Annotated in this window: 15 protein-coding genes; 8 read left to right on the top strand and 7 right to left on the bottom strand. The window is 48.4% G+C overall.

Annotation, left to right across the window (positions count from 1 at the left end; genetic code table 11):
- The first annotated feature begins 247 nt into the window (after nucleotides 1-247).
- Nucleotides 248-1,177 carry a tyrosine-protein phosphatase gene (locus IV54_RS00435; RefSeq protein ID WP_057877452.1) on the top strand — a complete coding sequence of 310 codons (930 nt, stop codon included), beginning with the start codon at nucleotides 248-250 and terminating at the stop codon, nucleotides 1,175-1,177.
- 104 nt (nucleotides 1,178-1,281) lie between these two features.
- On the opposite strand, the gene IV54_RS00430 is transcribed toward IV54_RS00435, so the two are convergent.
- Nucleotides 1,282-8,877: an MBG domain-containing protein gene (locus IV54_RS00430; RefSeq protein WP_057877451.1), complete on the bottom strand. Its 7,596-nt coding sequence runs from the start codon at nucleotides 8,875-8,877 to the stop codon at nucleotides 1,282-1,284.
- Between the two features lie 1,013 nt (nucleotides 8,878-9,890).
- Here IV54_RS00430 and IV54_RS00425 point away from each other — a divergent pair.
- The 6 genes from IV54_RS00425 (at nucleotide 9,891) to IV54_RS00400 (ending at nucleotide 14,187) form a co-directional block, all read left to right on the top strand.
- On the top strand, nucleotides 9,891-10,778 hold the full coding sequence (locus IV54_RS00425; protein WP_057877450.1) for a LysR family transcriptional regulator: 888 nt from the start codon (nucleotides 9,891-9,893) through the stop codon (nucleotides 10,776-10,778).
- 141 nt (nucleotides 10,779-10,919) lie between these two features.
- Entirely contained in the window at nucleotides 10,920-11,297 is a 378-nt protein-coding gene (locus IV54_RS00420) for a hypothetical protein (RefSeq protein ID WP_057877449.1), read from the top strand.
- Nucleotides 11,298-11,361: 64 nt separating this feature from the next.
- The gene (locus IV54_RS00415) at nucleotides 11,362-12,312 is read left to right on the top strand and encodes a DMT family transporter (RefSeq protein WP_237756632.1); all 951 of its coding nucleotides are present in this window, start codon (nucleotides 11,362-11,364) and stop codon (nucleotides 12,310-12,312) included.
- A 13-nt stretch (nucleotides 12,313-12,325) separates the two neighbouring features.
- On the top strand, nucleotides 12,326-12,973 hold the full coding sequence (locus tag IV54_RS00410) for an NAD(P)H-binding protein (protein WP_057877448.1): 648 nt from the start codon (nucleotides 12,326-12,328) through the stop codon (nucleotides 12,971-12,973).
- A 27-nt stretch (nucleotides 12,974-13,000) separates the two neighbouring features.
- Nucleotides 13,001-13,672, top strand: coding sequence for an NAD(P)-dependent oxidoreductase (locus tag IV54_RS00405; protein ID WP_237756634.1), 672 nt, complete (start codon nucleotides 13,001-13,003; stop codon nucleotides 13,670-13,672).
- A 158-nt stretch (nucleotides 13,673-13,830) separates the two neighbouring features.
- Entirely contained in the window at nucleotides 13,831-14,187 is a 357-nt protein-coding gene (locus IV54_RS00400; RefSeq protein WP_057877446.1) for a hypothetical protein, read from the top strand.
- 61 nt (nucleotides 14,188-14,248) lie between these two features.
- Here the strand turns inward: IV54_RS00400 and IV54_RS00395 are convergent, their stop codons facing one another.
- Complete coding sequence (locus IV54_RS00395; protein WP_057877445.1) at nucleotides 14,249-15,022, bottom strand: ABC transporter permease; 774 nt, start codon at nucleotides 15,020-15,022, stop codon at nucleotides 14,249-14,251.
- Nucleotides 15,023-15,039: 17 nt separating this feature from the next.
- Nucleotides 15,040-15,975 carry an ATP-binding cassette domain-containing protein gene (locus IV54_RS00390; protein ID WP_057877444.1) on the bottom strand — a complete coding sequence of 312 codons (936 nt, stop codon included), beginning with the start codon at nucleotides 15,973-15,975 and terminating at the stop codon, nucleotides 15,040-15,042.
- 148 nt (nucleotides 15,976-16,123) lie between these two features.
- On the opposite strand from IV54_RS00390, the gene IV54_RS00385 reads away from it, so the two are divergent.
- A complete protein-coding gene (locus tag IV54_RS00385) occupies nucleotides 16,124-16,642 on the top strand; it encodes a MarR family winged helix-turn-helix transcriptional regulator (RefSeq protein ID WP_057877443.1) in 519 nt (172 codons plus the stop codon).
- Between the two features lie 75 nt (nucleotides 16,643-16,717).
- On the opposite strand, the gene IV54_RS00380 is transcribed toward IV54_RS00385, so the two are convergent.
- The 4 genes from IV54_RS00380 to IV54_RS00365 all read right to left on the bottom strand — a co-directional run bounded on the left by IV54_RS00380 (nucleotide 16,718) and on the right by IV54_RS00365 (nucleotide 20,592).
- On the bottom strand, nucleotides 16,718-17,281 hold the full coding sequence (locus IV54_RS00380; protein WP_057877442.1) for a hypothetical protein: 564 nt from the start codon (nucleotides 17,279-17,281) through the stop codon (nucleotides 16,718-16,720).
- Nucleotides 17,282-17,311: 30 nt separating this feature from the next.
- The gene (locus IV54_RS00375; RefSeq protein ID WP_057877441.1) at nucleotides 17,312-17,869 is read right to left on the bottom strand and encodes a hypothetical protein; all 558 of its coding nucleotides are present in this window, start codon (nucleotides 17,867-17,869) and stop codon (nucleotides 17,312-17,314) included.
- A gap of 239 nt (nucleotides 17,870-18,108) precedes the next feature.
- The gene (locus IV54_RS00370; RefSeq protein ID WP_057877440.1) at nucleotides 18,109-19,221 is read right to left on the bottom strand and encodes a PrsW family glutamic-type intramembrane protease; all 1,113 of its coding nucleotides are present in this window, start codon (nucleotides 19,219-19,221) and stop codon (nucleotides 18,109-18,111) included.
- Nucleotides 19,222-19,233: 12 nt separating this feature from the next.
- On the bottom strand, nucleotides 19,234-20,592 hold the full coding sequence (locus IV54_RS00365) for a serine hydrolase (protein ID WP_057877439.1): 1,359 nt from the start codon (nucleotides 20,590-20,592) through the stop codon (nucleotides 19,234-19,236).
- Nucleotides 20,593-20,597 lie beyond the last annotated feature (5 nt).

Raw genomic sequence — 20,597 nt, 5'->3', positions numbered from 1 at the left:
ACCGTGATCAAGCTACCTTCATACGAATTTTACCAACAACAGTTGACAGAGAACCAATTTTACTCGACGGTGAAAGCGAATTCAAGGACTAGTTAACGTACTTGTTAAACCAACAGTCTCGACTGTTTTATGAACATCTTAATAGCTAAATGAGGAGGTGTCCTCACCTTTACACAATCAACATACAGTCTTTACATCCGCCGCGTATTCTGGAAGCTGTACCAAAGAAAGAGGAGGAGTTAGCAAGATGAAAAAACGAATGAGTACCTTAGTGACTGCCCTGTTGTTGACCACTACGTTGGGTTGGCAACAACCCCTGATGTCGATCACGGCCGCCGCTAAAACCAAGACGACCCAAACGACGAAACGGACCAAGGCCAAGACGGTGAAGTCCAAGTCAACCCACATCAAGCTCCAAGGCGCCTCAAACGCCCGCGACTTAGGGGGTTACATCAACAGCAAGGGACAGAAGATCAAGGTTCACCGCTTAATTCGTTCCAACAGTCTCTCGACTTTATCCAAATCCGACCAAAAGAAACTGGTCAAGACTTACCACGTCGCAACCGACGTTGACTTGCGGACCATTATCGAACAAGAAAAGAGTCCTGACGTGAAAATGAAGGGCGTTAAGCTGGTTAAGGCTAACGTCTTCAAATCCTTCGGTGCCTTCCCCGACTTCTCTAAGAAGAATGCCGGCGACAAGATGATGAAGAAATCTTACCACGATGCCATCACCACGGCACAAGGACGTAAGGCTTACAAGTCACTCTTCCACCAACTTTTGAAGAACCCGAAGAACAAGGCCGTTCTGTGGCACTGTTCAGCTGGTAAGGACCGTGCCGGCATGGGAACTGTATTGGTGCTCTCCGCCCTCAACTTCAACAAGAAGGCCATCGCGAAGGATTACTTAAAGTCCAATACATACCTGGTCAACACCAACAAAGAAAACCTGAAGCGTCAAGAAGCTGGCTGGAAGGCCCAAGGCAAGGAATTAACCCCAACGGTCATCGCCAACTTCAAGGCCCAAAATGGCGTTAAGATGGCTTACCTGAACACCATGTACAAGGCTATCAATACGAAGTACGGTAACATGGATAACTTCCTACACAAGGGTCTGGGCTTATCCAACACTCAACTGAAACACTTACGCTCAAGCTACTTAACACCTGCTAAGTAGTCACCTAACCCATCTTCCATAATCATCCTACACAAAAGGCTCCTAGTTTCGAGGTAAGAAACTAGGAGCCTTTTGATCAATCCTTGTTCTACTACTTGTTACGTTTAGTCCCGCTTACGACGGAATGGAACTAACAAGGTTGATGATAACAGTAAACCTAATGCTACCAAGAAACCTTCATTCTTTTCATCCGTTTGTGGCAACTCAGTTTGTTGTTGAGACTGCACACGTCCAGTGACAACAGTGTCACCTGCAACTGCCTCTTTAACGCTCTGAAGATTCTTCCCACTTTGAGCCAGTGGCTTCACAGCGCCCGATTGCTTACTCAAGTTCTTACCCTTGTTTGCATCGGATTTCTTCAGCGTCTTCTTTCGTGACGTGACCTTGTGAACATTTACTTTGTCCGCAAGCTGACGGGTAAAGGTTGGTGCGGTTCCAGTCTCATCAAACTTAATGGTAGTAGAACCACCCTTGCCATCAGGAAGAGTTGCAGATAAGGCACCAGGTTTGATCGTACGTTGCTCAATGAGGTTGCCGTCTTTCAGCTCCCGAATGATCCGCTTACCACTTACTGGATCATACGTATAAACTACCTGAAGGCCATCAGGCCATTTCTTGGTAATCTTCACAGCCTTGTCGGCGTCCTTCGTTGGCACAGTAACGACTGCTGGCGTATGCGTAAATGTCGGCACTGGATCTGAATCACTGAATTTGACAGCTGCTGTACCACCAGCTCCATCCGACACGGTCACTTCCGAAGCATCGGGGTCAACTGGCTTCTGCTCAACAGTCTTCCCGTTTCTTAGCTCCGTCACCATCCGCTTGTCAGTTGTCGGATCATAGGTAAAGGCTGTCTCGCTACCATCTCGCCACTTCTTAGCAACTTTGACGATAACGCCATCAGCATTGGTCGTCGTGGCAGTAATGTCGCCAGTAGACTTATCAGTCTCTGTCTTCGTCGTCTCATGCTTAAACGTTGGCTCTGCACCTGATTGTCCGGTATCTACAATTGTTTCGATACCATCCCCAGTTGCCAATGTTGCCTCTGAAGAATCAGGGTCAATTGTCTGGTTGTCGACCAACTTCCCGTCTTTTAGTTCCGTTACCGTCCGATTCCCAGTACTTGGATTGTAGGCGTAGTCAGTTTGACTACCATCGTTCCAGGTCTTGACAACTTTGACAACGTTACCTTCCGCGTCTTTGGTCGTGGCAGTAACGTTATCAGACTTATCAGTCGCCGTCTGCGTCACCTCATGATCAAAGGTTGGCTCGTTGTTTTTTGGATCAATACCGACGGTCGTGCTCGTATTGTCATCATCAGCAAATGTTGCCTTATTATCAGGGGTCAGCTGCTGTTTGTCGCCAACTGGTTGGCCATCCTTTTGTTCACTTACAAAACGTTCTTTTGTAGCTGGATCATAGGTGTAAGTCGTTTGGGTGCTATCTGGCCACTTCTTAACCAGCTTGACCACATTGCCTTTCGCGTCTTTCGTCGTAGCAGTGACGTTGCCAAAGTCATCTGTTGCCGTCTGCGTCGTCTGATGATCAAACGTTGGTTGCTTGGTTGTGGGGTCATAGCTAACGATAGTACTTGTATCATTGTCATCAGCTATCGTTACCTTACCAGAATCAGGAGTCAAGTTCTGTGCCTCGCCAACCTGCTGCCCGTTCTTCTGATCACTCACAGTCCGTTTGTTAGTAGCCGGATCATAGGCGTAAGTCGTTTGACTGTCATCAGGCCACTTCTTGACGACCTTGGTAACGTTCCCGTTGGCATCGATCGTCGTGGTCGTGTCACCAGCCGTCGTCGTTGTCTCATGGTCAAACGTTGGTTGCGACCCTGCTGGTTGTCCAGTATTAACAGTCGTTTCAACACCAGCACCGTTGGATACCGTTGCCGTCGTATCACCGGAATTGAGTGTCTTTTGTTCAACCGTCTTCCCGTCTTTTTGATCCGTTACCGACCAGTCTCCAGTGGCTGGATCATAGGTGTAAGTCGTTTGACTGTCATCAGGCCACTTCTTGACAACCTTAGTAACGTTCTTGTTGGCATCGGTCGTCGTAGTCGTGTCACCATCCGTCGTCGTTGTTTCATGGTCAAACGTTGGTTGCGACCCTGGTTGCCCAGTATTAACGGTCGTTTCAACACCGTTGCCGTTGGATACTGTTGCCGTCGTGTCACCGGGGTTGAGTGTCTTTTGTTCAATCGTCTTCCCGTCTTTTTGATCCGTTACCGTTCCAGTCTTAGTCGTTGGATCATAGGTGTACGTCGTTTGGGTGTCATCAGGCCACTTCTTGACGACCTGAATAACGTTCCCGTCGGCATCGATCGTCGTGCTCGTGTCACCATCCGTCTTCGTCACCTCATGATCAAACGTTGGCTGGTTGGTCTTCGGATCAAGAGAAACAATAGTGTTGGAATTCTGATCATCAACTAGCTTTACCTTTCCAGAATCAGAGGTCAGAGGCTGTGCGTCGCCAACTGGTTGGCCATCCTTTTGTTCACTCACAGTCCGTTTTTCAGTAGCCGGATCATAAGTGTAAGTCGTTTGCGTGCCATTGGTCCACGTCTTAACGACCTTGATAACGTTGCCCTTGTCATCTGTCGTCGTGGCAGTAATCACGTTATTGGACTTATCAGTTACCGTCACCGTCGTGTCATGTTCAAACGTTGGCTGTGACCCTGGCTGTCCAGTGTTAACGATGGTATCAACACCATCACCAAGGGTTACTTTTGCCTGCGTATCATCTTTTCCGAATTTCTTTTCAACAGGCGTCTGCCCATCTTTTTCTTCGGTGACTGTCCAGTCACCGTTACCGGGATCATATGTGTACGTCGTTTTACTATCATCGGGCCACGTCTTAACGACTTGGGTAACGTTCCCTTCGGCGTCTTTCGTCGTGGTCGTATCGCCATTCGTCTGCGTCGTTTCATGGTCAAACGTTGGCTGATTGGTTGTGGGGTCAATGGCAACGGTAGTGCTCGTATTGTCATCATCAGTCAGCGTCAATTTATCAGAATCAGAGGTAAACGTCTGTGGTTCGCCAACCTGGTTCCCATCTTTTTTCTCCGTTACCGTCCGCGTACCATTGTCATCCGTGTAAATCGTTTCGCTACCATCAGCCCACTGCTTATCAATCCGAACCACGTTACCATCTGAATCTCTTTCGGTGATCGTCACATTCTTCTTAGAATCAACGTCATGCCCCAAAATTTTCAGCGTTCCGTCTTCAAGCGTGACAGCGTAGTTTGTTGCTGGATCAAATGTTCCTGAAATTGCATACGTTCCAACATCAGTCGCTTCGATTGTATTCAGCTTAATACCAAGTGAATCGTTGTTGTCGCCATCAACTAACTTATCATCCGATGCAATGCTAAAGCCATTTGCCTCGGGTGCCTTACCCGTGTAATCGGTAGTGACATCATTGATTTTCACCGTAATTGGTCGTTTCGTGACAGTCAATCCACCCGCAACAAAGTTGAGTGTGTAGTTAGGGTTTGCCTTACTCAACGTGGCTTGAGCGTCGGCGTTCAATTGCAGACTGTACTGGCCGCCTGCTTGTAACTGGTTAGCACTGACAACTTTTTTCGTAGCATCATCTACAATTTCAAAATCGGCGGATTTAAGGTCGCTAGTGCTTCCATTGACCGTAACACTAATGGTTGTTGGCAAGCTGTCACCATAAACCACACTGGTATCCTTCATTGTCACATCACTATTTGCTGCGGCAATCTTAAAGGTTCCTGGAGTAAAGGTGATTGCATAATTCTTATTCAAGTCCGAAGCTGGATCCATCGTAATATCATACGACCCAACATCTTCGCCAGACTTCCGAGTAAGCTTTACGCCCAAATCATCACCAGCAACGAGGCCGGTACTTGCACCAGTACCCGCATTAGTTGACTCTAAGACGGGATCTGTACCACCATAGGTCTTCCCAGTATCCGTTGCCGTTACTGAAACTGGCCGTTGGTTGACAGTCAATGCACTCGTTCCAAAAGTAATGTCGTAGTTAGGATTTTCCGTACTCAATCGATCCTTAGCGGATTGTTTCAATTGTAGCGTGTACGTGCCATTAGCTTGTGCTTGGGATGCTGTAACTGTTTTACCAGTAGTATCCACAATTTCAAAATCATCTTGAGTAATCGCACTAGTGGTCTCTGGCACGTTGTTTGTGAATGTGAATGTAGGGAATTCATCGCCATAAACCATGGTAGCGGCACCTAAATCCACAGAACTAACTGCTTTCGCAATCGTCACTGTTCCTGGATCAACTGTTACGGCATAGTTCTTCGAAGTCGAAGTCCCTGTAATGGCATCCGTATACGTTCCAGCAGCGACTTGGGAAATTGGGTTCAATGTAACCCCAAGATCAGTAACAGTATCGTCGCCGACTAAAGCGCCATCAGGTACGCTGAAGCCATTGGTCTTAGGCGTCGTGCCATCATAAGTAGCCGTAACATCATTAACTGTCACTGTGACTGGCTTCTTGTTGATGGTTAAGCTTCCTGCGGTAACAGTAATGTTGTAATTCTTATTCAGATTTGATGTAGGGTCAGCACTGATTGTATATGGCTGAGCCTCAACATTTTCACCAGCATCCCGTTTGAGCGTCACGCCCAAATCAGAGAGTTGATCCTTATTGCCTAGCTCACCACTTGAAACACCAGTAAGCTCAAATTTAGGATCACTCTCACCATAAGTCTTCGTAAGCGTTGGTGCGGTCACGGTGATGTCTCGTGGCGTCACAGTTAACGTGGCTGTTCCAAAATCACCGAAGGTATAATTCGTGTCTTCCTTCAGAGTGTCCTGTGCATCAGTGGTGTAGTGAATCGTGTAGTCGCCACCAGCTTGTAGCTGATTACTCAAAACAACCTTTCCAGTAGCATTATCAATAATTTCAAAATCATTCTGAGTAAGTGGATGGTCTGTATTTGCTAAGTCTGATCCTAAGCTACCCGTGATCGTTGGCTCTGCACCGTACACCACACTAGTATCTTGAATAGTTGGCGTTGCAGTGGCTGGTGTAATCGTAAGTGTGGCAGAAACGTAGAGTCCAGCATTGGGGTTGTCTGGCGTTAAGCTCTTAAGATAAGTCCGCCCGGCGTCAGTTAATTTAAAGTAATAAGTCCCAACATTCTTAGGCGTGACCTGCGTACCTGAATTCGTAGCATCGACGTAATAGAAGTAACCACTCTTATTGAAGCCGTCCTTTTGGGCGTCAGTAACTGTCGCGCCGAATCCATCACCAAAGGTCACATCAGGGAAGCCCAATGATTCCCCGTAGACTTTCGTCCAAGGGACAAAGCTGGCCAAACTAGCTTGAGTAGCCGCGTTTGTCGTCGCCATATCATCGATGTTCTTTTCAAATGCACTGAGTGAATCATCCATGCTGGCCATGGCGTTATAGCCCTTTTGACTTTCATCAACAATAGTAGCCGGATCGGTCGAGGCTTCGGCAGCTTCTAAGGCTGTCTTGGCATCCCCATTACTAGTCGAAAGATCACTATACATCTTGTTGACAGAATCTAGTAGCGCTTTAGCGGCATCCTTTTGTTCATCAGTGATGCCAGCACCCGCGATGAATTTATCATAAATACCTTGGGCCTTAGCCTTGTCAGCATCGGCCTTAGCTTGGTTGTCGGTCGCTTTTTGCAGCCATGTATCTAATGTAGTCTTGGTTGGAACCAGAATACTCTTACTATCCTGAGGAGTTGCTGAATCTGTGGAGTCAGTATCACTGGCATTAGGAACCTCAGACCAGGTGTAAGCTGGCGTGGTCCCATCTGCTGCAGGCTTACCATCCGCCCCGATAGGTTGCGCATTAAGTGCATCCGTGACGGATTGATTCGTTCCTACCGTTACATTGGCTGTAACCGGGGTCCCATCAATCGTTTCACCGGTAGCCGTGTAATAGTGTTCAATTGGGTTGGCAACATCCGTTGCTGTTGATGGTGTCGTACTCGTGTTAATTTTTACAATATCCTTAGCAATCGTCTCACCGTCAGTCGGAGCATTCAGAACAACAGTTACAGGCGTGTAGCCTGGGAACTGAACCACCGTTGATTTACCAGCAACCGTGGTTACCTGGATAGGCGTTATACCAGGAATCGCAACATTAGTCGCTGAATCAACTGGCGTGACTTCGGCAGTAAAGGCTTGGGCAACGGGAACGCTAAATGCTTGGCTAGCATCCCCGGTCACTGTGTAGCTGTAATATGCCGAATCAGCAAGGCTTGAGTCGCCAGCGGCATAGTTAACTGTCCCATTGCTGGCAGTGGCTTGGTCGCCATCAACAACATATACATTGCTTGTCGTGCTTGCCGGAATTACCGTAACTAGACTAGGATCTAGCGTTGGATCTGCGGCGACTGCCCGTTCCGCTGCTTCCTTCGTAGAGAATACAGAAATGGTATCCCCGATGTTGGCAGTAACTGACGTCTTGGTACTTACAGGTGTGTCTCCGGCCGTAGCGTCCTTCACATTAACGGATACTGTAGCTGTCTTTGGTGTGTAGGTAAAGCTGTCGATTCTGGCGGAGTAATCATTAGACTGTTCCCCCGTGGAAGCCGCAATTGAAATTGAATAGCCTTTTGAGGTGTCGATGTCAGCAAGTGATCGGGTGAATTTCTGGTTCTGAATAGTCACGGTTAACACTTTATTAAACGAGTCATAAGTCATCGTAAAGTCTACAAGCTTGGTGGCCCGGTCGCTTAAGTCAAACGAACTAGCTGCTTTCCAAGCCGTCGCGTCATTGACATTTTGAATAGCACCACTGGCATCAGTCGACCGCCAGCCAAAGTATGCCCCTGATCCAGGGTCAACAACTTTGGTATCATCCGAGCCATCATTATGATGATCATCATAAACGAAGGCAAAAGCGTTATTCAAGCCACCTAGGCCTAAATTACCACCAGTTCCACCTTTCGTTGCATATTCCGGATCACCGGGTGCAAAAACAATGCCAACACTATCGGCCCCACCTGAGGCTAATGACCCAACACCTAACCCACCTACCATTGTAAAGTCATGGTCAAAATCAATTTCATTTTCAAAAGATACATGGGCAGTTTGGGGGCCAGCAATGTGCATAAGAAAACCGTCCCAGAAATCATGGGTACCATTAGTCGTCAGTTGCCAGACGCCTGTCGTTGGATCAGCTGGTTGAACGGTCTTATTCTTATCGACGTCACCTTCCAAATGTTTTCCGGTATTCTTATCTGTCGCTTTGGCAAAGTTTTGGACCGTATTCGTAAAGTGGTTCTGAACCTGGCTACCAGATAACGTCACGCCGGAGCCATCCGTCTTACCAACCTGGACTGGTTTATCTGGCGTTAAAGTTTGATATTGCTTATCACTTGTCGTATTAGTTGCTGTATCCGCATCAACTTCATTAGAAACATCCGTACTTTCGGTAACCGGAGCCGCTTGGACAGTTGGTGTCGTGGTCTTTGTGGAGCTGAGCGTTGCAATGTTCCCCTGTTCGGATTCCGGCATAGATTCTGTATCAGACGCCGGTGCATCTGGTGTTGACGTAGCCGCGTGAACATCTGCCGTCCCAATAGTTTCAGCGATGGCTACTGCGGATAAACTAACGAGTAAGGTCCCAAAAATACGGGTCTTAATCTTCCAACCCGTGTGCCCCTTGTATAAAATAAAGTTCTTCTTTGTGGTTTGATTTGCCGCTTTTTGTCTCAAGCTTAACCTCTCCTATTCCCTGGTGTCGGACACCTGACTGTCCAATAGTTACCCAGCTACTCCTAAGTTCCAGTTGACACTTGTCATAAAAGATCGCCAGTACACAACTGACGACCGTTGGTTAATAAGCCTGATTTTCACCGATCTAGTTGCATATGTTTATCAATAAAAACTGGTGATACTGTTCATGATAAGTTTGGCCATTTCTAGTCAAAAACGCAGGTAAAAGCCTGTAACCAATCAATTTAGCCCATTTACTCACACCTGATCGTCTGTCCAATCAAACGCATTCCAATTAAAAATCCACTAATCTACCAGGTCTGTACAAAGGCGTCTAAACAGCTATTTACAGCTACTTAGCGGATTCTCGATCAAGTCCTTTTGAACCGTTCTGCCCACAAACCGTTTGGTGGCTACTTTAATCATACTCACATTATAGTAGTGTGGACATTTACATTCAAGATGTCCGTGTGCCTTAATACCTACTCACCACAGGATTTCAACTGTGTGGCACTCTTTTATACATCGCAATGTATACTTGTTTTAACTCGTCATGACTGTCGCTCAAAAGTTATTGGACCACAACGACTCTTCCACTAGCACATCGGTTGATACTGGACCCATTTATCAATTAAGTGCCTTTTCCAGTCTTACAAAGTGTTTTACAAAAAAAGCCGTTCTTTTTACCAGCACGGTAACGAACGGCGATTGAAATTCTTTCTCAGGCAGCTTAAATCTGTTCAAAACACGACCACTCACTAAGAGTTGGGTGCACCATATCTTCCATCTATATTCCTGTCTTTAGTGGAAGTCAAAACTGCATCCGATAACCACGAATGTGGCCACAATGAATAAAATTTTCTATTTATCCAAATTACATGGAAAAAATAGGAAATCGAGGTCTGGGGAACTCTGACCGATAAACCAATTAGCCCACTGATACCCCAAACTTGGCAATCTACGCCCAGTCGGTTATGCTAAACCGTAATACGTCACCCAAAGGAGCCCACACCATGTTTCGCCAAATTCAATGTTTCATTGCGGTCGTGAAAAATCACAGCTACACTCAGGCCGCCATCGAATGCCATCTTTCACAATCATCCCTCTCTCAACGCATCAAAGAGCTTCAAGCGAGTTTGGGCGTGACTTTAATTAAACGGAAGGGTAGAAGTTTTGAACTAACTGCCGCGGGAGACTACTTCTACCAACATTCTCAAGAACTTCTCGACCAAGTGGACCACCTCATCACCGAGACGCAAGCCATCGATACCCATACGGCTGAAACGTACACGCTCAAGCTTGGCTACCTTCGTAAATTCGGTTCACAAGAATTTCTCGAGGCCGTCGCCGAATTCTCCCGCCAGTTTCCCCAAGTTAAGGTTCAGATTCACAGCGACTCCTACGCCGAGCTATTCACCCAAGTTCGTGAGGGCCACATTGATTTAAATTTCTCCGACCAACGTTATGAACTCTCATCCGCCTTTGAAAATGAATTTCTGACCTCCGCCGACTACATGGTTGTCGTTGCTCCCAAAGCCTTTAGTGCCGATCAATCTGTGGTCGATACAACACAGCTCGCGGATCTCCCTTGTATTCTGATCGTTGGGGCCGATGAATACGCTTCGGAACAGACCTACTATCGCGAGGTCCTTGGCATCCAGAGTCCCTTCCAGATTGCCTCTAGCTTTGGCGAAGCTCAGATGCTAGCGACCACCGGACAAGGCTACATTGTCGTCAACAGTCGGACTGCCAATCAAATCAATCCCAGCACCAATCGGGTTCTAAAATTGGTGGATCATGGACGCGACCTGACACAACATTACTATGCTTATTGGAAGAAAGATAACTCGGGCTACTACATTGAATCCTTTGCCCAGATTTTAAAAGAACAATTTGATTAACCCCTTTGACTCGCCTAACCATTGGCGGGTTTTTTTATTATCGGTTAAAACGATTTGTCCTATCGTGAGACGCAATTGGTTTTAATCGCACCGCCCACTATGATTAATCCCATAGCTTGATCAAGAAAGGCGGTCAGATACATGACTTCATCCGAATCAACTTTACTGGCCGACTGTCACACACTTCTAGTGGCAGTCAGCCACAGAGACATCTGTCAGTTAAACCGGTTCCTGGCGATCACCGCCGAGCGACAACCCTTACAGGGTCCAGCACGGTCCAAATACGACTGGATCGATGCCTTGCAAAATAGAGAGTTAACCTACACAGATTTTGCGACACCCACTGTCTCGGAGATGACCAACCACCATGCTCGGATTCAGGTGACCGCCAAGTTCCAATCGGCCACCCTTTCCACCACTGTCTTTCTCCAACTCACCTTCATTCGTGACCAGACCCACTGGCAACTTTGTCGGCAGCAGGAACTATCGGAAAAACCGATTGATTGGATTCGATCCTGAAATTGGTTCTTCACCCGTCCCCTTGTAAGATTAGAGACGATTCAAAATTAAAGGAAGTGATAACGTGCTACTCTTACTTTTTCCCATTGCAATGGGTGCTGGCTTAGCCATGCAGACGGCTGTTAACGCCAAGCTCCGTGACTTCGTTCTCTCCCCCTACCTCTCATCTGGCTTTTCATTTTTGATGGCATGGGTGTTCCTACTTCTTCTCAACCTTGTCACGCGGCAACCGTTACTCATCAGTGGCACCTTTATCACTCACAATCCCAGCTGGTTGTGGCTGGGTGGTTTCTTCGGCGCCATTGCCCTAACCGGGAACGTGGTCTTGTTTCAAAAAATCGGCAGTCTCCAAACCACAGTCTTACCCATCATGGGCCAAATCATCATGAGCATTCTCATCGACCAATTTGGTCTCTTTCAGTCCCCTGCCAACCCCTTAACCTGGGCCAAAGGTATTGGCCTGGTACTCATCGTCAGCGGCGTCATTCTCTCATTAGGTCTCTTCGAACCACGTGACCCGTTGCTAAAGGCAGCGGAACGACATGCCGGCAAGGGAAGTCAACTCTTCTATCAGCTCTTTGCCATCCTGGCTGGCATGTTGATGGCCATGCAAACGGCAATCAACGGTTACCTGGGAACCACCTTACACTCACCCATCCGGGCCTCGTTTATTTCATTTACGATTGGGGTGCTTTCCCTCATATTGGTGAACCTCATCACACATGCCCATTTCTCCAATATCCGCCTGGCGCTCAAGCAAGGCCCACGATACTGGTGGATTTGGATCGGAGGTATCATCGGGGCGTTATACGTTCTCTGCAGTTCCTGGTTGGTCCCCCTGATTGGAACCGGCCAAGTCGTCGTACTCGCCTTGTTTGGCCAATTGGTCTTTAGTGCTTTAGTTGAAAATTTTGGCCTGTTTGCCTCACAAGTTAATCGCATGACTCGAGCCAAAATCATCGGTTTAGTCGTCATGTTTGTTGGTGTTTTAACCGTTAAATTTATCACTTTTTAGGAGGAACTATCTAATGAAAAATGTTTTAATTCTTGGTGCATCTGGCTCTATTGCCACCTTAGTTACCCGTAATTTAATCGAAGACTCACGTGTCCGTCTCACCCTGCTGGTTCGTAATCCGGATCACTTGGCTGACGATATTCGCTATGATAGTCGTGTGACCATTGTCGTAGCCGACGTCGTGAAGGATACCGCACACTTGACTGCGGCTATGCAAGGACAGGACCTCGTCTACGCAAACCTCTATGGGGCCAATCTGAAGCAACAGGCTCAGGCGGTCGTTTCCGCCATGACGACTGCCAAGGTTACGCGGATCATTTGGATTTCTGCAAATGGCATTTACAATGAAATTCCGGGCAGATATGGTCAATGGAACGCTCAGATGCTGGGGTCTACGCTGACCGCTTATGCTGCTGGGGCTAAGATCATCGAAAATAGCCGGCTACAATATACCCTGGTCCGGCCCGCCTGGTTCTCCGACAAAGACCTTGTCAGCTATGAGCTTACCCAGAAGGGCCAACCCTTCAAGGGAACTGAGGTCTCCCGTCAGAGTGTTGCCAGCTATCTGTCAGCGCTCATCCTTGACCCCAGTCAGGCCATCAACCAATCGATCGGTATTAGTGAACCCCACACCGACGGGTCCAAACCCAGCTTTTATTAACATAAAGAAGGCTTTATTTTGAAAATTATGATTATCGGTGCCTATGGTCATCTGGGGCGGATCGTCATGCGTGCCGCCATCAAACGTGGCCACGACGTCGTCGGTATTGCCCACCGGCAACACCCACAATTGAAACAACCCCAAGTCATCATTAAGGACATGCGGGACCTCGGACAAGACGATTTTGTCGGGGTTGACGCCGTGGTCGATGCCGTTGGCGCCTGGACACCCGCCACAGAGGTCGTCCACTATGAAGGCCTTGAACACGTGGTCTCCCTATTACAAGGCACGCCAATTCACTACCTCAAAGTCGGGGCGGCCAGTACCCTTTTCATTAATTCGGCCCACACGCACGTCCTCCAAGAGCTCCCACGCTACTACCCGGATTACATGCAGGACCTCTGCGCCGCCCATGCTGAGGGCCTAGCTATCCTGCAAACCTACACTACGGTCAACTGGACCTATGTGACCCCTACCTACAACTTCGACCCGGATGGCAACAGTACGGGGCAATATCACGTTAACGGTGACGAATTTAAACCCGCTCACTCTCAGGATCCAGACGATGGACGCCAAGACTATATTAGCTATGCCGACTATGCGAAGGGACTGCTCGATATCATCGAAAACAAGTCCTATTATCACCAGCAAATCACCTTGTTTAGTGGGAATAATCCGCATCCCCAGCAACGGTACTAATGACCTTATCCAAAATAAGATTGGAAACCTAAATGTTTATGGAATTGTTATAATGACTACGGTTTGGCAAACATTCCCGTGAATCAAAAGGCAACCCACTAAACTGTGCTATAGTTAAAACGTTCCTAAGGGAATAAAATCTGGGGAGGTTTTACGAAATGAAAAAAGCAGCATTACTTTTAGGCGTCGCCGGTTTGATTGGAACCATGGGGATGGGCACGGTCAGCCAGGCGAGTTCATTAGTCGGCACCGTTCAGTACCACAAGTTCCATGGGACGGCCACGATTAAGAAGAACTACAAACACTTTAAGTTAACGAGCCACCAACCGAACAGTGACTACAAGGTGATCAAGACATTTAGCTGGAAATCAGCTAAGCTCAAGGCTGGTAGCAAGGTCAAAATTGACCGCAGTGCGAGCCAAGCCACACAATATGACTGGTACCGAATCAAGGCAACGAGCAAGCACCACACCCGTCGTTACTGGGTTTACGGCCAGGCATTGAACATTAAATAGGCTTGCGACAAGCAAACGGCTAGACCAACTGAGGTCTAGCCGTTTTATGTTATCCACAAATTTAATTCCGATCGTAGGCCCAAACCGTCAGTGGGGCGAAGATGGCCACAATCACAACCCCAAAGACCAGAACGACCCAAGCTTCATGGGTCCAGCTGCCCGTTGCCAGAATTTGCCGGATGGCCGTGATGACATAGGTCACTGGGTTCAGGCGGGCGATGAACCGAAGCGGTTTCGTCAAAGCATGCATCGGAACGAAGGCATTTGACATAAAGGACAGCACTAACATTGTCATCAAAGACACACTCTGAACCGCGGCGGCACTCTTAGCCAACAAACCTAACAAGGCGAAGACCCAGGATAACACCCAGCCCATGAAGATGGCTAGCAAGCCAATAGCGACCACCCAGCCCAAGCCAACACCGGGACGCCAGCCCATGAGATAGCCAGTGGTCAGCGAGGTGATGGCGGCAATCAACAACCGTAAACTATCGGCGAACAGTTGCCCAGCCAATGGGGCAATCCGTACCATGGGTAACGACTTGAATCGGTCGAAGACACCGGAGTCGAGGTCCTCTCTGATTTGTGCCCCCGAGCCAGACGCTGCTGACAACATCGTTTGAATTAAGATCCCAGGCACAATCGTTGGCAGGTAAGCCTTAACCCCGCCGGCAATTGCGCCGCCAAAGAGGTAGCCAAACATCAACATAAATAAAACGGGTTGAATGACGACATCCATCAATTGGTCTGGATTGTGAATCGTCTTTAATAAGTTGCGATAAGCCATAGTTGCGGTATTCTGAATCACATTGCCGCGGTGAATTCGGATATCCATTTTCAGTTCCCTCTTTCTTAGTTCTTGCCGACGGTCAGGTTCATGAAGACGTCATCCAGTGACGGCTCCTGCACGGCCAGGTGGCTAATCCCAATCTTAGCGTCATTTAAGGTCGCTAGGAGGGGTGCTAGCTGGGCCACCTGCCCCAGGCTCACGCTGAGGTCGGGTCCTTCTTCTCGAACGTCTCCGGCCACCTGGGTGGCCAACAACTGCTCAGCGGCGGCGACCTGACGCGTTTGACTCAGGGTGAAGGTGACCCGTGGCCCACCGAGTTGTTCCTTAAGTTCGGCAGGCGTGCCCATCTTGACTACATGACCGTGGTCGATGATGGCTAGATTATCGGCTAATTGGTCCGCCTCGTCCAAATATTGCGTGGTTAAAATAATTGTTGATCCCTGATCAACCAACTTGCGAATCGTGTCCCACATTTGGGAACGGGTCCGCGGGTCTAGCCCCGTCGTCGGTTCATCCAAGAAGATCAGAGCTGGCCGCGTAATCAAGCTTACCGCCAGATCCAACCGCCGACGCATTCCCCCGGAAAAGGCCTTCAGCGGCTTGTCCGCTGAATTTTCGAGTGAGAACTCAGTGAGGAGTTCCGCCGTGCGGTCCTTGGCTTCCTGCCGTGACAGCCCATTCAATCGGGAAAAAATCATCAGGTTCTGTCGCGCCGAAATATCCTCGTCGACGGAAGCATATTGACCAGTCAGCCCAAACATGGACCGCGCCAGGCGACCTTCCTTGGCGGTATCGTGGCCGAAAATCTTGACCTGACCGCTGTCGGCCTTGAGCAGCGTGGTAATCATCCGCAAAGTCGTGGTTTTCCCTGCACCGTTAGGACCCAAGAGTCCGAAGACCTCGCCCTGACGGACCTTAAACGACACATCATTAACGGCGACCTTTTCTCCAAACTTCTTGGTAAGGTGGTTGACTTCAATTGCATTTATTGCTGACATTTTAATTCCCTCTTTACCTTGTTTTTTAATCAGGTCCCCCTGACTAAAATTATAATAAGGCCCCCTGATCAATATGTCAAGACTTTACTCGTCTCTGCTGTCTTTTTTTAGGGATTGTCGGGTATAATAGCCACAGGGAGGCGGTCTTATGCCTGATTTAACCAAACAAAAAAATGCAGCGGGTAAGTTAATTGAGTTCGATATGGTCCACCATACCGCGGACGAAGTCGCCCACCGCAACCATGCCGATAAAAACAAACATCCGTTACGGTTCCAAGGCCAAGGAAAGATCCTCCTGGCCCTCTCACAAGCCGATGGTCTCTCGCAAAAGGAACTAGCGACCCGCCTCAATCTCTCGGTCCAATCGACCGCGGAATTTGTGAACAAGCTGGTCAAGAAGGATCTGGTATCCAAGGAAAAGTCCACGACCGACCGCCGCAAGACCATCATTCGCCTAACGAATCTGGGGCAACAGACGGCCTCGGCCGAAACAGCCAAGGTCCCCGAATTTCTGAGCGGCCTGAGCGATACCGAGTTGGACCAACTCACGGCAATTCTGACGAAGATTAACAACAACCTTTACGCTGAAATTGACGCCGCTAGTCCCACCGAAACCAATAAGTTTGAAGCAGTGGTCAAGGACCGTTTGCGCGACTGGTTTCTCTAAACTGATGCACGAAAAAACACGATCAATCCACATTTCGGATTGATCGTGTTTTTGTAATCTTCATTCAATTATTCTTTAGTCAGTAAAGTCTTCGGTCCCACCGGTTGGGTTGAACGCCTTGGCTTGACCCTTGGTCTTGTAATAGTGTTGCAGGTGCGCTTCACCATTACCGGCATTCCACATCGCATAGATGTACAACGACTTAATGGGTTGCCCCTTGTATTGTCGGGTGACAATCTTATAACTTTCGGTACCGACCGTACCGAAGCCTGCGTCACTGTAATGATACTGCCAGGATTGGTCTACTAACCAGCCTTTACTCATAAATATCAGGGTATTATTCTTTCCCTTTTTAATGTTATTCATGTCTTTCTTCAGGTTAGTGACCTTGACAGGACTGTGACCCGTTTGCCACTTTTTGCCATAAAAGTTACGATATGAGGTCTTCTTGGCTTCAATGTTGAACCGATTATAGTGGCCATTCTGGTAGTAATACCAAGTCCCCTGGAACTTCGTCGGGAAACTAGCGAGACTCATCTTCGAACTAGCCTGCGCATCCGTTGTAGGCGTGGCAACAACTAAGGCCGCACCCAGACTAACTGACGCTAAGATGGCGCCCATCATGTGTGTTAATTTCATTGTGTAATTCCTCCTTGTCTCGTTTGTCGTTTACTTGTGCAAGGCGCCAACTGGATTGAAGTACTTGGCCTGCGCCTTGGTTTGATAATAGTGGTCGGCTAACTTCTTTGAGCCAGAACTGTTCGCAATGTGCTTGTTGTAGAGCACCTTAACGGACTTGCCTTTGTAGGTTTTGTGAACGACCTTGTAGGTTCCGGAGCCATTCGTCGCAAACATCCCGTAGGAAACGATCTTGGTATAGCCACCCTTGACGGCCTTGGCGCTGGTCCAGTGGCTCTTCTTACCGCCGTACTGCCAAACGTCATTCTGATTCTTGGTGGTATGTAAGGTTCCGGTCCACTTCTTTTGCTTTTTCGCAAAGATATCCATGTAATTTTTGACCGTCAGTTTCTTGGAACTGATCGCCATCGACTTGTAGTAATAGCCGTTGTTTTCCTCGTAGTGATACCACGTTCCCCGGATACTCTTCGGGAAAGTCTTCAACGTGGTCTTTGCCTTGGCGTGAGCCGTGGTCGGAACGGTGACGAGTGCCGTCGTGCCAAGCGTCGTCGCTACCAATAGGGCACTGAAAATATGAGTCATTCGCATACTTTTTTCCTCCTCAATTTTGAACCTATTTCTAGTTATCTATCCAATTATATTGAGCTGTAACTGTTAATTGAAATAACTATGTCCTTAATATAGCAAGACATAGTGACACAATGTGTCAGACAAAGACTGGCTTCAACAAAAATATCAATGATTCCCGTTTTTTTGAACAACTCGTGCCATTCAAAAAACGGCCAGCCCTGGTAAAGGACTAACCGTCTCTTTCTGTTGCGTTTAACTTAAGATTGCGCCTGCTGTTTCAAATGAGAAATTTCCTTCAACCCGGCACTCATCAAGACAAACACGATGATCCAAGCCACAACGATCAACAAGATTAGCTTCGCATAGGAACTGCCAAGAATCGTGACGTCCCAGTCCAAAGTCGCGTGCATCAAGACCGCTAAGGCAAAGAATACCAGGAAGCGTACGTCCAACATCTGACTGAATTTAAACGGCTTGGCGCGCTTCACCACCATCAAAGCCCCACCTGAAATGGCTGCCCAAACCAGGTGTCCGCCGATAGCTGACCAGCCCCGGAGAATGGCAACCGCGACCAGTTGGTCACCGGCACTATAGATATAGCCGGCGGTTTCAAAGGCCGCAAACCCGGCCCCAACGGCCGCCCCAATCAGGATCCCATCGAGGATATGCTTAACGTTCAGCTGACTGATAAAGTAGCTAATGATCAGGACCTTACCTAGTTCTTCGACCAAACCAATGGATAACGAATCCTTTAACGTCATCACCCCAAAGATCTGGCTGGTGGTACTGAACGTCACAAATTGATATAAAAATAGCGTGACGACTAGCGAAAAAATCCCGCCAATAAAGAAGACCTTGACGACTTCAAAGAGACTGACGTCTTTAAAGGCATCGGCTTCAAAGAAGAAGACCAGACCGGAAAATGGCACGGCAAAGGCCCCCACTAGAATTAATCCCGGAATAGCATTCTGATTATGAAAGGCATCGGCCATGTACAGTAACACGGCAAAGGCAAGTAAGAAGCCGAGCAAAATCCGTGAAAACAGCCACGGCTTCGCCCACTCATCTGACACGTCGGCTAAGGCTGGTGTAGTGGTCTCTGTGCCGGCAATAAAGATGGCATTGGCTTCGCCCTTCGAATGGTGCTTGAAGACCTCAGAGAACAAATCAGACAGGTTAACCTTGACGGCCCCTTCCTCGCCAGTGTAATGGTTCAACTTAGCCGTGGCGGTGTCGTAAAGATCCTTGATTTGATTCGATTCATTGGCGACTGGTGCCGTCTCCTGTGTTGCTGGCAATGCTTTCCCGCAGCTCGGACAGAACTTGGCAGTCGCCTTAACTTGATTTCCACAATACGGACAATATCTCATACTAAACCCTCACTACTCTAAAATATTCTGATACAGTTTTAACCCTAACTGATTCATCGCCGACACTTGATCGGCTTCTTTGCCATCTTGCGCGAGGACCACCGCAACGAAGGCCCCCCGCTTATTGGCCACGATTTCAGCATCATTTTGGACGCCGTAATCTGCGTACTCCCCGGTCTTGTTATAGACCTTGGCTTCACTCGGCAATAACTTCGGCAACTTGGCCCGATTCCGATTATTTGCCAGAATTTCCAGCATGTCATCGTCAGCAGTCTTTGACACCAGCTGATGATTATAAATTTTCTTGAGGGTCATCCCCAAGTCCCGCGCCGAGGTGGTATTATCACGGCCATCCTCAATGGCGTCCGTGTCCATCATCTTCCGCTGGAGCTTGGTATCCGTGGCTCCCATACTCTTAATCTTGTTGTTAATGAGGCTGAAACCACCCATTTTGGCAATCATAATATTGGCCCCAGTATTGTCACTGTCGTCAATCATATGTTGCAAAACCTCACGGTACGTCAGCTTTGTCCCGGCATCCATATCCTGAATGACACCGGTCCCGCCAACCTTTTCGCTATCGGTAACGGTATGGGTGGCGTCGAGGTCAAAGACCCCCTCCTTAGCCATGGCATAGGCTGTGACGAGGATGAAAACTTTGATACTGCTGGCCGCACTCTGCGACCCGTTGTTGACAACCACACTCTGTGAGCTATCGACCGGCGACACGTAGGCAGAACTGGTTCCCTGCAGGGGGTCCAACGCCGCGGTGACCGCATCTTTAATTTCTGTTTGGTTAAAATTGACCGTCGCTTGGTGGCTAGTCGCCTGACTAGAGGATGACTGGCGCCGCTGCGCCTGACTGCTGGCCTTCTTCTCCGAACGGGCTGGCTTAGCGGCGTGGCTCCCATTGCTATACAGCAGGTAGCCCCCACCACAAATAAGGAGAATTAGAATCACGGCACTGATCACCCATTGGCGTTTGGATTTATTTTCTTTCGGTGCTGGCTGTGACGTGACCTGATTATCTGGTGCTTGCGGCCGAGTCGCAACCTTCTTGGGGGCAACAGGTTCAACTGGCGCCACCTGAGGCTCACTTGCTGGCGTCTTGGCAGCTGGCTTCGCTGGCGTCGGTGCAGAGCTTTCGGCAGCTTCAGTGTCAGGTTGTTTCGGGTCAGGCGCTTCAAAGTCATAACCACAGTTTTCGCAAAACCGACTGTCTTGAGGATTCAGGGCCTGGCACCGTGGACAAGTCTTTTGCTGGTCTGAATCAGTCTGACCAGCCGTTTCGGACCTTAGATCAGTCCCACAATTCTCACAAAAATTGACGCCCTCGGGGTTGTCATGACCACAATTTGGACAAATCTTCATCGGTC

It is taken from the genome of Levilactobacillus paucivorans, assembly GCF_001437125.1.
Lineage (GTDB): Bacteria > Bacillota > Bacilli > Lactobacillales > Lactobacillaceae > Levilactobacillus > Levilactobacillus paucivorans.
This window is presented reverse-complemented; position numbering and strand designations above follow the sequence as displayed.

Excerpts from the sequence above, each read along its gene's own strand:
- IV54_RS00375 (WP_057877441.1), bottom strand. The coding sequence starts at position 17,869 with ATGCGAATGACTCATATTTTCAGTGCCCTATTGGTAGCGACGACGCTT.
- IV54_RS00390 (WP_057877444.1), bottom strand. The coding sequence starts at position 15,975 with ATGTCAGCAATAAATGCAATTGAAGTCAACCACCTTACCAAGAAGTTT.
- IV54_RS00365 (WP_057877439.1), bottom strand. The coding sequence starts at position 20,592 with ATGAAGATTTGTCCAAATTGTGGTCATGACAACCCCGAGGGCGTCAAT.
- IV54_RS00385 (WP_057877443.1), top strand. The coding sequence starts at position 16,124 with ATGCCTGATTTAACCAAACAAAAAAATGCAGCGGGTAAGTTAATTGAG.
- IV54_RS00380 (WP_057877442.1), bottom strand. The coding sequence starts at position 17,281 with ATGAAATTAACACACATGATGGGCGCCATCTTAGCGTCAGTTAGTCTG.
- IV54_RS00405 (WP_237756634.1), top strand. The coding sequence starts at position 13,001 with ATGATTATCGGTGCCTATGGTCATCTGGGGCGGATCGTCATGCGTGCC.
- IV54_RS00400 (WP_057877446.1), top strand. The coding sequence starts at position 13,831 with ATGAAAAAAGCAGCATTACTTTTAGGCGTCGCCGGTTTGATTGGAACC.
- IV54_RS00370 (WP_057877440.1), bottom strand. The coding sequence starts at position 19,221 with ATGAGATATTGTCCGTATTGTGGAAATCAAGTTAAGGCGACTGCCAAG.
- IV54_RS00395 (WP_057877445.1), bottom strand. The coding sequence starts at position 15,022 with ATGGATATCCGAATTCACCGCGGCAATGTGATTCAGAATACCGCAACT.
- IV54_RS00425 (WP_057877450.1), top strand. The coding sequence starts at position 9,891 with ATGTTTCGCCAAATTCAATGTTTCATTGCGGTCGTGAAAAATCACAGC.
- IV54_RS00420 (WP_057877449.1), top strand. The coding sequence starts at position 10,920 with ATGACTTCATCCGAATCAACTTTACTGGCCGACTGTCACACACTTCTA.
- IV54_RS00435 (WP_057877452.1), top strand. The coding sequence starts at position 248 with ATGAAAAAACGAATGAGTACCTTAGTGACTGCCCTGTTGTTGACCACT.
- IV54_RS00410 (WP_057877448.1), top strand. The coding sequence starts at position 12,326 with ATGAAAAATGTTTTAATTCTTGGTGCATCTGGCTCTATTGCCACCTTA.